This is a genomic window from Anabaena sp. EIM26 (assembly GCF_057568715.1).
Genome location: NZ_CM172472.1, coordinates 4,564,724 through 4,577,257, shown reverse-complemented (window position 1 = coordinate 4,577,257; position 12,534 = coordinate 4,564,724). Strand labels below are relative to the sequence as shown.

General features: G+C 41.5%; 12 protein-coding genes and 1 pseudogene. 5 read left to right on the top strand and 8 right to left on the bottom strand.

What is annotated here, in order from left to right:
- Nucleotides 1–138 precede the first annotated feature (138 nt).
- Nucleotides 139–2,811, bottom strand: a complete 2,673-nt coding sequence (locus AC012T_RS19730; protein ID WP_487060425.1) for a DEAD/DEAH box helicase — start codon at nucleotides 2,809–2,811, stop codon at nucleotides 139–141.
- Between the two features lie 106 nt (nucleotides 2,812–2,917).
- Complete coding sequence (locus AC012T_RS19725; RefSeq protein WP_487060424.1) at nucleotides 2,918–3,538, bottom strand: type I restriction endonuclease subunit R; 621 nt, start codon at nucleotides 3,536–3,538, stop codon at nucleotides 2,918–2,920.
- 74 nt (nucleotides 3,539–3,612) lie between these two features.
- On the opposite strand from AC012T_RS19725, the gene AC012T_RS19720 reads away from it, so the two are divergent.
- The 5 genes and pseudogenes from AC012T_RS19720 to AC012T_RS19700 all read left to right on the top strand — a co-directional run bounded on the left by AC012T_RS19720 (nucleotide 3,613) and on the right by AC012T_RS19700 (nucleotide 6,110).
- Complete coding sequence (locus tag AC012T_RS19720) at nucleotides 3,613–3,861, top strand: DUF2281 domain-containing protein (protein WP_487060423.1); 249 nt, start codon at nucleotides 3,613–3,615, stop codon at nucleotides 3,859–3,861.
- Nucleotides 3,862–4,320, top strand: a pseudogene (locus AC012T_RS19715) (PIN domain-containing protein).
- A gap of 226 nt (nucleotides 4,321–4,546) precedes the next feature.
- A complete protein-coding gene (locus AC012T_RS19710; protein ID WP_487060422.1) occupies nucleotides 4,547–5,542 on the top strand; it encodes a DUF2806 domain-containing protein in 996 nt (331 codons plus the stop codon).
- A 67-nt stretch (nucleotides 5,543–5,609) separates the two neighbouring features.
- On the top strand, nucleotides 5,610–5,732 hold the full coding sequence (locus AC012T_RS19705; RefSeq protein WP_487060421.1) for a hypothetical protein: 123 nt from the start codon (nucleotides 5,610–5,612) through the stop codon (nucleotides 5,730–5,732).
- A gap of 69 nt (nucleotides 5,733–5,801) precedes the next feature.
- The gene (locus AC012T_RS19700; protein ID WP_487060420.1) at nucleotides 5,802–6,110 is read left to right on the top strand and encodes a DUF2281 domain-containing protein; all 309 of its coding nucleotides are present in this window, start codon (nucleotides 5,802–5,804) and stop codon (nucleotides 6,108–6,110) included.
- 15 nt (nucleotides 6,111–6,125) lie between these two features.
- Here AC012T_RS19700 and AC012T_RS19695 read toward each other — a convergent pair whose 3' ends face one another.
- The 6 genes from AC012T_RS19695 to AC012T_RS19670 all read right to left on the bottom strand — a co-directional run bounded on the left by AC012T_RS19695 (nucleotide 6,126) and on the right by AC012T_RS19670 (nucleotide 12,462).
- Complete coding sequence (locus AC012T_RS19695; protein ID WP_487060419.1) at nucleotides 6,126–6,257, bottom strand: hypothetical protein; 132 nt, start codon at nucleotides 6,255–6,257, stop codon at nucleotides 6,126–6,128.
- 62 nt (nucleotides 6,258–6,319) lie between these two features.
- Nucleotides 6,320–7,132: a pyrroline-5-carboxylate reductase gene (gene proC / locus AC012T_RS19690; protein WP_487060418.1), complete on the bottom strand. Its 813-nt coding sequence runs from the start codon at nucleotides 7,130–7,132 to the stop codon at nucleotides 6,320–6,322.
- A 132-nt stretch (nucleotides 7,133–7,264) separates the two neighbouring features.
- A complete protein-coding gene (locus AC012T_RS19685; RefSeq protein ID WP_323312180.1) occupies nucleotides 7,265–7,861 on the bottom strand; it encodes a cell division protein SepF in 597 nt (198 codons plus the stop codon).
- Between the two features lie 354 nt (nucleotides 7,862–8,215).
- Nucleotides 8,216–8,884, bottom strand: coding sequence for a YggS family pyridoxal phosphate-dependent enzyme (locus AC012T_RS19680; RefSeq protein WP_487060417.1), 669 nt, complete (start codon nucleotides 8,882–8,884; stop codon nucleotides 8,216–8,218).
- Nucleotides 8,881–9,159 (bottom strand): transcriptional coactivator PipX, encoded by a 279-nt coding sequence (gene pipX, locus AC012T_RS19675; RefSeq protein WP_015215117.1) that lies wholly within the window; start codon nucleotides 9,157–9,159, stop codon nucleotides 8,881–8,883. The genes AC012T_RS19680 and pipX overlap by 4 nt, the downstream gene beginning before the upstream one ends.
- Nucleotides 9,160–9,696: 537 nt before the next feature.
- Nucleotides 9,697–12,462 (bottom strand): isopeptide-forming domain-containing fimbrial protein, encoded by a 2,766-nt coding sequence (locus tag AC012T_RS19670; RefSeq protein ID WP_487060416.1) that lies wholly within the window; start codon nucleotides 12,460–12,462, stop codon nucleotides 9,697–9,699.
- Nucleotides 12,463–12,534: the final 72 nt, after the last annotated feature.

The following is a 12,534-nucleotide window of genomic DNA, read 5'->3' as shown; positions in this document are numbered from 1 at the left end:
ATTGAAACCTAGACACCAAGCCAGTACAGAGCGATGAGTAATGAGTAAGAAGGAGAGTCAAGCACTCGGTACAGGCTAAACGCCACGCTAACGGTACTTGGTACTCACAACTCTTCCGACTCCTGAATTCTGCTGTAATTATTCCGTTCCCTCATTGACAGGGAATCTATCAATTAGCTGCATAGCTCTTTGAGCGTTGCGCCGTAAAGAGTCTTGTACATAGGGAACATGAGGAATTTGGGATAATAAATCCAATGTGCGGCGTAACAGCCTTACTACATCACCTTCATCTAAAGTGGTGTTGGCACATAGTTCTACCCATTCTTTTCCTAATGCCCACTGTTCGACAATGGCGATTAATTCAAACTCTAACCAAATAGGTAGGGCAACATTGTAGCGTCGTTGTATTTGGAATAATTGGCGACGAATTCCGCGCAATTTGGCTAAAGCATCTGCGACTTCATTACTGAGTTCAAAGCGGACTTTACTATCTGGACGTGGGGTTTCTGTCACTAAAGCTGCTGCTGCGGCAGCTAAATGATGGGGATCTAAATTATCTAGTTCGCCACTAGCGATGACTAAACCTAACCATAATTCATTTTCTCCCCGAATAGCGGCTGCCATTTGTCCCAATTGTGTGGGTACTAAGTTCTCTAACCCGCCAAACTGCTGCAAAATGTGGATTAAATTCAGAAATTCTTCCCAATGTCTTTGGGACTGTTGTTCTACTTGCCCTTGTACCTCTTCTAATTCTGCTTCTAATTCCACACAACGCGCTCTGCGTTTAAAGATAGTGGCAACATTCCCTGATTGATGTAGGGGGTGATTTTCTAATTGTGCTTGAACGGCGTTTACGCGGCTGAGTTGTTCGGCTACTTCTGGAGGCATATACATAAATTCGCCGGGATCGGGTATGCTTTGTGCGATCGCTAATGTTTCTTCGCTACCACTAACACACTGTCCCCGTTTTATAGCCAATTCTGACGGTGGTAAGATATCCGGCGACACCTCAACCTTTGGTAATTCAGCATATAAATCAACTACGTCGGCAGTTGTGGCCACATACCAGCGGTTATCTTTCCCTAAACAGACGAAATAAGAAGTTTGACCAGGACTGGTTGCTTTGCCCACTAATATCGCTGTTATAGGTAAAGTCGCTGTCATGTTTTTGTCATTAAGACTCAACATTGTCCCAGATATGGCAAAATCCAACATCATCGACAGTTGTTCTTGTCTGTCTGCCTGTGCTTGTTCTTGCAGGGTTTTGAATATATGGCGTTCTACTTTCAGGCGTTGCCGTAATTTTTCATATAGCGCCAATTCATTTTCATCAATATCAGCTAATTCTGCCTGGAGTTTAGCTAATTCTGCCTCTATTTCCCCAATTTCGTCGTATTCAGGTCTTAAATGCAAGGTCGCCATGTACTGTCCAAAACTGCGTTCTATCAGTTCTCTGGCTCGCTCTAAGGTGTGGGTTTGCAGTAGATTCAGCACCATCCCATAGCTAGGCGTAAACTGACTGACGAGGGGATCTGCTGGAGATGTTGCCAAATAGGCTGCTTCTTTTGCCCCTTCAAAGGGTGTTTGTACTGTCACCACATAACCTTGTAAATCCATGCCCCGGCGACCAGCCCGGCCTGACATTTGCAGAAATTCGGAAGCTTTCAACAGGCGGTGTCCGTTATCAGTACGCTTAGAAAGGGTGGAAATAACTGTTGTGCGGGCGGGCATATTAATTCCCGCTGCGAGGGTTTCGGTGGCAAAGACGACTTTAATTAATCCCTGTTGAAATAGTTCTTCGACTAACCCTTTCCATGCTGGTAAAATTCCGGCATGGTGGGCAGCAACACCCCGGTATAGGGGGGCAATTTGTCCAGAACGTCCAGCGTCAGGGTTGCGGTTGAGAAAATCGTCAATTTGCCGTCGTAATATTTGGGATTCGTCATTATTTACTAGCCATAAATCACCTACTTCAGCTACGGCTTTATCACATCCCCGACGGCTGAAGATGAAATAAATAGCTGGCAGCATATCCCGCTGCTCTAGTTGACTGAGGGTATATATGATACTTGGAGCTTCTGGTCTACCACCTCTACCCTTTTCTGGTTTGCCTTTTTTACCACGTTTAATGAGGCGGGGGTTAATTTTTGTATTGCTGTCATTGAGTAGGGGAAACAGCCCTTTGGGATTGCAATAGTGAAATTCTAAGGGAACTGGGCGAAAATCGGAGTAAATGAGGTCTGTGGGGCCATGAACACGATTTAGCCAGTCGGTAAGTTGGTCACTGTTGGCAACTGTGGCAGAAAGGGCGACTAGTTGCACTTCGCGGGGACAGTAAATTATGGATTCTTCCCAAACTGTACCTCGTTGGCGATCGTTCATGTAGTGGCACTCATCTAGCACCACTGCCTCAACGTCTACTAAGGAAATACCGATTTGCCCAATGGGTGTGCCATAGAGCATATTGCGAAAAATTTCGGTGGTCATGACCAAAATAGGTGCATCCCTGTTGATGGAAGCATCACCTGTTAAGAGTCCGACCTGTTCAAACCCGAATTTTTCCCGAAAGTCACGTAATTTTTGATTCGATAACGCTTTGAGGGGGGTGGTGTAAAACACACGTTTCCCCCGCGCCAGGGCGCGATAAATGGCGTATTCCCCAATTAATGTTTTACCTGAACCCGTGGGCGCACAGACGACTACGGAGCGTCCAGCATTCAAGGAGGCGATCGCATCTAGCTGGAATTGATCCAGTTCAAAGGGAAATATTGACCCTAAGTCAATTTCTGAAGATGGGACAGGATAGTTCACTCAATCATCATTAGCAACCAGACTATCTACTATCATAACCTGATTCGTGATTTGCTACGTTGACAGCTAAAGCTGAGTTGTGGAGTAATTACTTAGTCTTTTTTAATTATTTTAGTGTTTCTGCAATTTTGAGTAGAACTCGACACGCACTTTCTAATTCGCTTTGGGTAGTTAGAGGTGCAAATACTCTTGACATGGCATATTTTTGATTTTCTAGCTTGACAAACACAATATCGTCACCATTGGTGAGCATTCCAAAAGTCGGCAAATCGCTATTTGGACTAGCCATCAAGTAAGCGAGAGTTTGGGGCAATGCTGACCAAACTGATAACATGGTTTTTTTGGACTCTAAAACAATTATCCAAAAGCGATCGCGCAATACCAGCACATCTATTCGACCCTGTAGAGTTTCTTCGCTATCCGCTACTGTTATCTGCACTGATTCTTCAGCTTTGATGCGAAAAGGTGGATCATATAAACCTGCAACGGTCAGCAATGGAGAAACAAGTAATAGCATTACCGTACTTTCCAATAAATGTCCACCAGAACGGTGATAAATATAACGCTGACCTAAAATTTCTAGGTTGGTGCGGTCATTAGGGTTAATCTCAGGTAATTGATCATGCCATTCTGTAAAAAAATCCTGAGATTCACTGCGACTCAAGCCAAATCTTTTTTCTGCTTCTGCGATGGTAGTGATAGTTTCAGTAACGGCTAGTGTTTGCATAGTGGATTTTTGTCTCAGTAGTTGCATCTACGATAAAATAATTTCACCGACCTAATTTTATCTAAAACTCTATTATGACTATTGCCGAACAGATTTATGCACTTGTCAAAACTCTTCCCCAAGATCAAGCTGATGAGATTTTGACTTTTGCTGAATTTATCCGTGCGAAACATTTAAATGCTAACCAAACTGTCAACAATATTGACCAGTTACCTTGGTCAGAATTTGTTTATTCACTTGCTGGAACTTGGAAAGATGACTTTCCCGCTTTAGAAGATATTCGCGCTGAATCTGGACAAGACATCTTGCGGGAGAGCCTCTAGATGTACGTTTTGGATACCAACACCCTAATTTATTATTTCAAAGGTCAAGGACAAGTTGCTCAAAACCTTGCCAATGTCTCTGCCGAGGAAATTAGTATTCCTACGATTGTTCTCTTTGAATTACAAGTTGGCATTGCTAAGTCCACTTCACCCGCAAAACGCACTCAACAACTTCAGCAACTTCTAAGCCGAGTTAACGTGATTCCGTAGCAACTTCTAAGCCGAGTTAACGTGATTCCGTAGCAACTTCTAAGCCGAGTTAACGTGATTCCGTTTGATAGAGATGCTGCTCTTGCTGCTGCTACAATTCGTGCTGAGTTGGAGCAGCAAGGAACTCCAATCGGTCAAATAGATGTTTTGATTGCCGGAACAGCCATAGCACTTCAATCAACTTTGGTTACTCACAATGTCAAGGAGTTTTCCAGGGTTTCGGGACTCAAAATCGTTGACTGGTATTAACTAGTAATCAATAAGCTTAACTGCTAGTCCTTGCATGGTGGATTGTTCCCCGGTAGCTATATTTATATCATCACTACTGCAACTTTACCCACTTAGGTGGATGGTTCGGGTATGGGTTGTCCGTCTTCTTTCAATACTTCTAGATACAGTGCGATCGCTTAAGTTCTAATGGTCAAATTATGTGTTAGCATCCAGTATTAAATTATCTATTCAGTCCTCGTTATAAATGGAAATCAAAGATCTAGCTGGTATCAGTGAACCACTGAAAAGACTGATTGAAGTAATAGCTGAAGGAGTAGGTGCAGTTTCACGTCCGTACCTTATTAAGAAAAATGCTGATGCTAAGGCATACGAAATACAAGTTATTTCCCAAGCTATGGCTGAGAGTCGCAAATTGCTTATTGGTACAGATTATGAAGATGGCAAACTTAAGATTTTATCCTCTGCTGAAACACCTAGCCAGATCCTCTCACTTCCTGAACGAGTGGTAACTCGTAGTCAGTATCAGGAGTTACGTAAACAGCAGAATATAGAATCTGTTTGTGCAAATGCTGCTGAAGAACTATTAGGTGAAAGCAAGATTCCAGAGAATAAGCCAGAACCAGAATGGATTAACCACTTCTTTGACATAGCAGAAAAAATATCGACGGAAGATCTTCAATACTGGTGGGGTAAAATTCTGGCTGGTGAGATTACGAAACCTGGCTCATTTTCATTACGTACTCTTGAGGCACTAAAAAATATTTCACGTCAAGAGGCAGAAAACTTTGTCAAATTAGGGCAGTATGCTCTAGGGACTAAGAGGATGAATTTTTTTCTTGATCCGCAAGAATATATCTTCAAAAAAGATAACACACTTAATTTTTCTGAAATTCTCTCTCTCAGAGAAGCTGGTCTTGTAAATGATAGCGATAATCTGAGTTTTTCCTTTGAAGCCTCTACCGCAGGTACAACTTCTCAACTATTCTACGGTTCATTAGTTCTGTTGCTAGAAAGAGAGAAAGATACGCCTCAAATTATGAATAAGGTCGGGTCTTTGACAAAAGCAGGCGCAGAGCTTTTGAAGCTTATCTCGATTCAACCTGACATGGAGTATGTAAAGTTTGTTGCCCAAAAATTCAATCGAGAAGGCATGAAAATTGCTTATGCATCTATCCTAAGAGAAGACGAAGGAATAATTCACATAGGAGACAAAACATATCTTTCTACTAACCCAGTTTAATGATGTCAAATGTTTTAGGCATACAGCATAAAAATTCGGTTGCAAAGGAATAGAGGTTTTAGAATCTGTGACAGAGTTACAGAAACTCGTTGCTGATTTTGTTGCTTATTTAGCAAATACTGAAAACGAAGTTGCAACCCAAGAAATTTTAGCAATTCCTGGATTACTAGAGCGAGTTAAGCAAAATTAAACAACTCCTAAAACTGACTACACAAACTGGAGAAACATTAGACAGCAATTTCAGTCAGAATAGAATAGTGTGTTTGAAGTAAGCAGCATTCCTTTAAATAAAGACATGGATACTTTAACCAAAAACCGAGAGCAAATTATTGAGTCAATTAAGACATTGCCAGAAGATTCTCTCACTGAACTCATCAATTTTGTTGATTACCTGCGCTATAAAGCAACTGAAAAACAATCCCAAAAAACCGGTAGAAATTTTTTGCTTTCAGTTGCAGCTTTGGGAAGTTCAGTAGAAAAGGATGTTTCAGAGCGAGATGAAGAAATTCTGGCCAATGAAGTTGATCCTATTCGCGGTTGGAGTTTACATCAAGATGAGCAAGTATGACTTTCATCCTTGATACTAGCTTTCTGTTTGAACTTGCAGACCAAAGTGATCGTAATCATAATCGTGTTCTTGCTGTGGTACAAACCATAAATGAGCCTCTGTTACTTCCCAGTGTTGTCCTTCCTGAAGTCTGTTATTTGATTGCATCAAGATTAGAACATCCAGCAATCTTCTAATTAGTTTGACGCAATAAAACCCAACATTTTTAGCTATTTACCCAGTTCCTGAGAACGAACTGTCGCAGCTTTGACAGCTTCAATTAGAGCGGAACGAAATCCAGCTTTTTCTAATTGACTAACTCCGGCTATTGTCGTCCCACCAGGACTGGTAACTCTGTCTTTGAGTTCTGCTGGGTGTAGTTTAGTTTCTTCTAAAAGTTTGGCTGTTCCTAATACCGTATGTAAAGCTAATTGTTTAGCCACTGCTCTGGGCAAACCCGCTGCAACTCCCCCATCTGATAACGCTTCTATCATCAATGCGACATAAGCCGGGCCACTACCAGATAAGCCTGTTACCGCATCCATGAGGGTTTCTGGAATTTCTACGACTTCCCCCACAGCTGAAAAAATCTGTTGTGCTGTTTGCTGGTGAATGGGGTAAGTGTAAGCACCTAGACAAATTGCCGTTATTCCTGCGCCCACTGTAGCGGGAGTATTGGGCATAGCACGAATAACTGGCATTTGGGGAAAGGCGGCTTCTAGCTGCTTTAAAGGCACACCTGCCAAGATAGAAATGATGAGGGGATGATGTTCTATAGGTAATATATCTGCTAATTCTTGAGCGATCGCACTAAATATCTGGGGCTTGATTGCCAACATTACAGCTTCTTGCGCCTCAGCCAACACCAAGCAATTATCCGTTGTCACAGCTACATCATATTGCTGCTGTAAAAAACTCTGCCGAGAAACTTGGGGTTCACTAACTAGGATTTCTGAACCTTGATAAATCCCCAAAGCAATAAGGCGGGATAACAAAGCTTCTCCCATCACCCCGCCACCAATTAAGCCAAATTTAATAGTCATTCGTTAATAGTCATTGGTCATTAGTCATTGGTCATTAGTCATCCAGATCACGACAAATAACATAAATGCCGGAAAGGCAACTTGCCTAATGGTATAACAAAGGGCAAAAGACTAATGACTAATTTAACTTCTTTATTGTGCCATCCGGTTAACTTCATTTCCCCAAGCTGGAGTGGTGCTTGCAGGACGAGAGGGACGGGCAACTGGTTGTGGTACTTCATGTAAAAAACCACCTTGAGTGCTGACTTGCACACAACTGGGCGTAAACAAAAATATACTTTCTCCAATCCGCTCTTGATGTCCATCTAGAGCATAAGTACCACCGGCAACAAAATCAACCGCCCGTTGAGCCTGATCCGGGTCCATGATTGTCAAATTTAAGACAACCGATTTACGCTCACGTAATGCTTGAATTGCCTGGGGCATTTCTTCAAAAGTACGTGGTTCAAGTACTAAAACTTCAGAAATTCCATTAATTGCGCCTGGCATACCAATTACGTTACTCATAGGCTTTGACCCTGCTGCGGCTACTTCATCCCCCATTGTAGGCACAGGTTCGCGCCAACGTCGATTAGGGGTAGCAGTAGTTTCTTGTGGTTCTGGTTGGGGATTTTCTTGTTGATAGAGATTTTGGTAGCCATCGGTATCTGGCTCTTCTTCGTAGTACTCGTATTCTACTTGCTCATTCAACCCCACAAAATCCCTGAGTTTGGAAAATATATTGTTCATTGTGTACGCTCCCAGTGGAAATTACCTTAATTGATCTGGCTGTAAATTTTGGTAGCCAGTATAGTGGCTGCTGCCTTCAGCAATTCTATTGCTGGTTGTAGCCTCTAGTACAGGGTTTTATGAAGAAAACACTGTTCTAAAAAGGACTATACCTTATCTGGACATTTAATGAGTTCAAATTATATCCTAAGGTAGAAGCAACTGAAAGTTATTTCAATCTCATTCTGTCTTACTAATTACATTTGTCAATACCCTGGTCATTAGACACGTATTCAAACGGAAGTTACTGATTTTGTTTAGATATGATTTGGCTATTGTTTTGGATACCCAACTCAAACCTAGACGTAAACAATGTCAGCCTCGTTTCCCAAACAATACGGTTCCTAATCTTACCATCGTTGCACCTGTTTGCACGGCTAATTCGTAATCCCCTGACATACCCATTGATAGATGCTTCATGGTTATATTTGACCAGTTCTGAGATGCAATTTCTTGGGCTAGTTGATGAGTACGGTCAAAAACTTTCAAAATTGCCTCATGATCCAAGCCACGAGGCGGAATTGTCATCAAACCTTGAATTTTTAAGTTCTGGCATTGGTTAAGTGCTTCCAAGTCAGGTAATAATTCTGGTATCATCCAACCAGACTTACTAGGATCGGGGAGAATTTTGACTTGTAGGCAAACCAATGGACTCATCCCTAACTGTTGTGCCAGAGTCTCTAAACGCTGGGCTATTTGTAGATTATCGACGGAATGAATCCAGTCAAATAATTCCAAAGCTTTTTTAGCTTTATTGCTTTGTAAATTGCCAATAAAGTGCCAAGTAATATCCGGCAAATCTTGTAACTCGGTTTGTTTACTGGCAGCTTCTTGGACACGACTTTCACCAAAATCACGAATTCCGGCGGCATAGGCATCTCGCATCAGTTCGGTTGGGACTAACTTACTTACAGCAATTAACCGCACTGAAGGAGGAAGTGAGGCGCGAATTTTAGCAATACGTTCACGAACAGAACTATTCATTGGAAGGTGCGTTGGAAAACACTTTGAAGCTGATCGTACTCCTGGGACTTGCCATTGCGACGCAAAGTACGTAAACGATTTTCCAGCATCATTCTTGCTTCAGTCCGGCCAAGAGACTGAAATTTAATACCTTTAACGTCATTTGTTACCAAAAAAAATAAGCGTTGGGCATAAAGTGTAGTGAATAGATCTTGGTTTTCATCAACCATACAGATCTTATATAGCAAACCCCACGTTGGATGATTTATGTAAGTTTCTGAGTTATCTGGATTCATTTAATAGTCAAGGTTGGAGTATATATTCTTTTTTCGCAGCCAAACACAAGCATTCCGACGATAATAAATATTCTTTCGCCAAGAATTTTGCTGACAATACGAAACTAACGACATTTTGCCAGGTTATGGCTTTCATGAAGACCTTGATCTAGTTTCTCATTGGCAGGTGAAGCAGTACCGAGGCAAAAACACAATCAAGAATATGTTTCTCCGTCCTGGATCATGCACGATTCATAGATTGTGCCGGATTAGGAGCAGAGTGATTCCTTTGTTTGTTTACAGTTTACCAGGAGGAAAGCGATCGCTAAAGTTCCTCAAAGTTAAAACCAGCTTTCGGGCTTCTCATTGCATAAGCTTCTCTCCATCGTGCCATAATTCTTGCTTTATGGCGCAAATAGTAGTGAATTTCACAGCTTGATAGAACTGCTTTTTAACGCTTCTGTATGCAACACAGAAAAATAACGCAATGCTATTATTTATCCTAGTTTGGTTTTGTCCAGATGTGTTGCTTACTTAGGGCTTTACAGCAAGCCCTAGTTATCGCACTTCAGCTTGAAAGCGGACAAAACCATAGGCTCCCACAGAGTTAGTGTTGACACCAGGCAAAGTGCCTAAGTTAACGACAATAGCCCCTTCTATATTCGCTCCTGTACCACAAACTGAAGGTAGTGTTTCTCCAGGAGCATAGAATCTAGCATTATCACCATCGTTAACATTTGTATAAGATAGAGGGGTGTTATTTTTTTGTACTAAGATGCCCCGATCTGCACCAGGTAATCCATTTGTAGCCTGATTGACATTATTGTATTTGCTGGTTAAAAAAGTTTGATTTAAAGGAATGCGATCGCACAAACTCACATTAACTGCATCCTGTGGCCCCATTGATAAAAAGTAGATTGTATATTCAACTTCATCCCCAGGTTTTACCATACCTCCATTGACTTCTCCCACTAGAGATGTACTCAGAGGTACTGGCCATTGATCCGTATCTGGCTGTAAATCAGGGTCAATCACAGTAATGACATTATCATCATAGGGGCTGGCAGTATCAATATAAGCACCAAGATTATTGCCATCGTTCATAGTTGAACCATTAACCCCAGTAATCCGTTTAACTAATAGCAGCGTGCCTTGGGGAGTAGTTGTAACTGTAAACAAGGTAGGGTCATCGTCTGCACTACTAGCAGGATTGTTTCCTACATTTATACCATTGTCAGTAACTTGTAAAAAATAATTATTTACAGCAGGTGGATTAGTAGTAGCGGTAGCAGAATCCGCATCTGTCAACACAGTACCAACTGCGGCTAAGGGATTATCCGGTGTATTGAAATCAGCACTTGCCTGGTTAGTAATAGGATTACCACCATTAGAACTATTAATTGTGGCAGTAATTGTAATAGTGATTGTATCATTTACACGTAAAGTGCCAGAATTAGTAACATTACCAGAGCCATTGTAACCAGGATTGATTGTAATATTATTCCCTGGAGTAACAGCAGTCATCACTGCACTGACAAAATTTAATTGTGGGGGTAATGCATCTTTAATAACAAAATTAATGGCATTGCTGTTACCAGGACTGAGATTGGAATAAGTAATAGTATATTCAATGGTATCGCCCACAGTCACTGTGCCACTATTATCCGTATCCCCTAGAAACCGCACTGATTTAGTACCTTTAACATTAGCTTGCTCGTTTGCAGTAATGACCAAAGGAGTAAATACACCCTGACTCGAAAAATATGTCCAAGTATCTATCCCTTTAAAATCACCATAGCCACCACTAAATTCATGCTCTCCAGCTGCGCTATTAATTCCTAAAGCAGCATTACGAGGATTAGTAGCTACTTGTCCTCCTGTGGGATCTAAGCTAACAGATACTCCATTGGCAGTAGTATAGTTATTGTCATTGTAGTAAACAGTAGTTGGGCCAATCGACTGTCCATTCACATCTAGGAAATTACTAAATGGACCAGGAGGATTTTGCATCGTGATTTTAAACCCCGATGGATTGTTCTCAGCATCTAACATAGGAAAGTGATATTCCCCTGCCCTCGCTGTGATTCTGGCATTATATGCTGCATTTCCTGGGAGGGGTGATAGGTTGACTCCACTAGCATTTTTTCCATCCCATAACACTACATTAGAACCTACAGATGACGGGTTTTGCAAAACGCGATCAAGACTGGGATCAAAAATGCCGTCGTTGTTAGTATCAATAATAATTTGATAACTTCCTGGCGTACTAGAATTGAAACTAAAATTACCTCCTACCCCAACTGGTGCTTGGTTGCCACTGCCTCCATTTCCTCCAGTAAATAGAAAAGAAGTTGGTTCTACGGGTAAAACTGCTGTTATGGGAATCCCCAGTCCTATCAGTGCTGAAGGGTCTGGTTGATTAAAAAAAACCAAGTGAGTAATATCTGTGAGTGTATCTGGCAGACTTGGGTCTTGAACTGCCACATTACCAGGGAAGATCAGAGCATTAGTAGTAGCACCACCAGCAGAATGGTAAAGAGTTAAGTTCTTAGTTTTGTCAATATATCCCCGACTATTGGCAAAAAAGATAAACCCAAAGGGATCGACTCCATTCATATCAGTTTCATATCTATACCCATCTTTAGTTTGAATATAAAGATTGGAATAGAGTCCTATGTTATTTGAACCCATATTCATCGCAATATAGTTGGTAAAAACCCTCCCTTTTTGGGCAGTACCACCTGTATTTCTAACTGTAATATCCCAAGCCGCGACTCCTCCTTGTTGATTATTATTTATGGGAAATGGATTCGTGACTGTGACAACAGTAGGATTACTACCTCCGGGACTGAAAACCGGAGAACGAAATTCAACTTCGTAAATACCAGTTTCTGTAGCCACAAAGCTACAAGGAGTGTAACCACCAGCATTGGGTAAAGGCCCTGCTGTTTCTTTGGCAATGGTGTCAATTAAACCAAAACCAGTAGATAGAACATCACAAGAACCATTTTGACCATTAAAGGGACTTCTATAGACAATATCTTGAGTACCATTAGCACTTGTAGGCACACTAGAGCCAAGATTAACGGTTTCCCCTGCTTGTACGTAAACCTTAAGAGTTGTTTTCCGAGGAATACCCGCAGTGAACTGATCTGTCCATTCTAGATAAGGTCTGTATCCAATACCACCAGAGACTAACTCTTTGCTGCCTTCAGCCCAGCTAGGTTGTATCCCTTGTCCCCAAATACATAAAATAAAGGCCAGACTACTAATTAATTTCTCTGAGTAGCTACTTAGTAATGACAGTTTCATATTAGTTTTCATAAGAATACCTGGTAAGTGGGAAACTCAGCGCCTTTAACCATGAGAGGATGTTTGAAAAGTTTAGGGACGTAT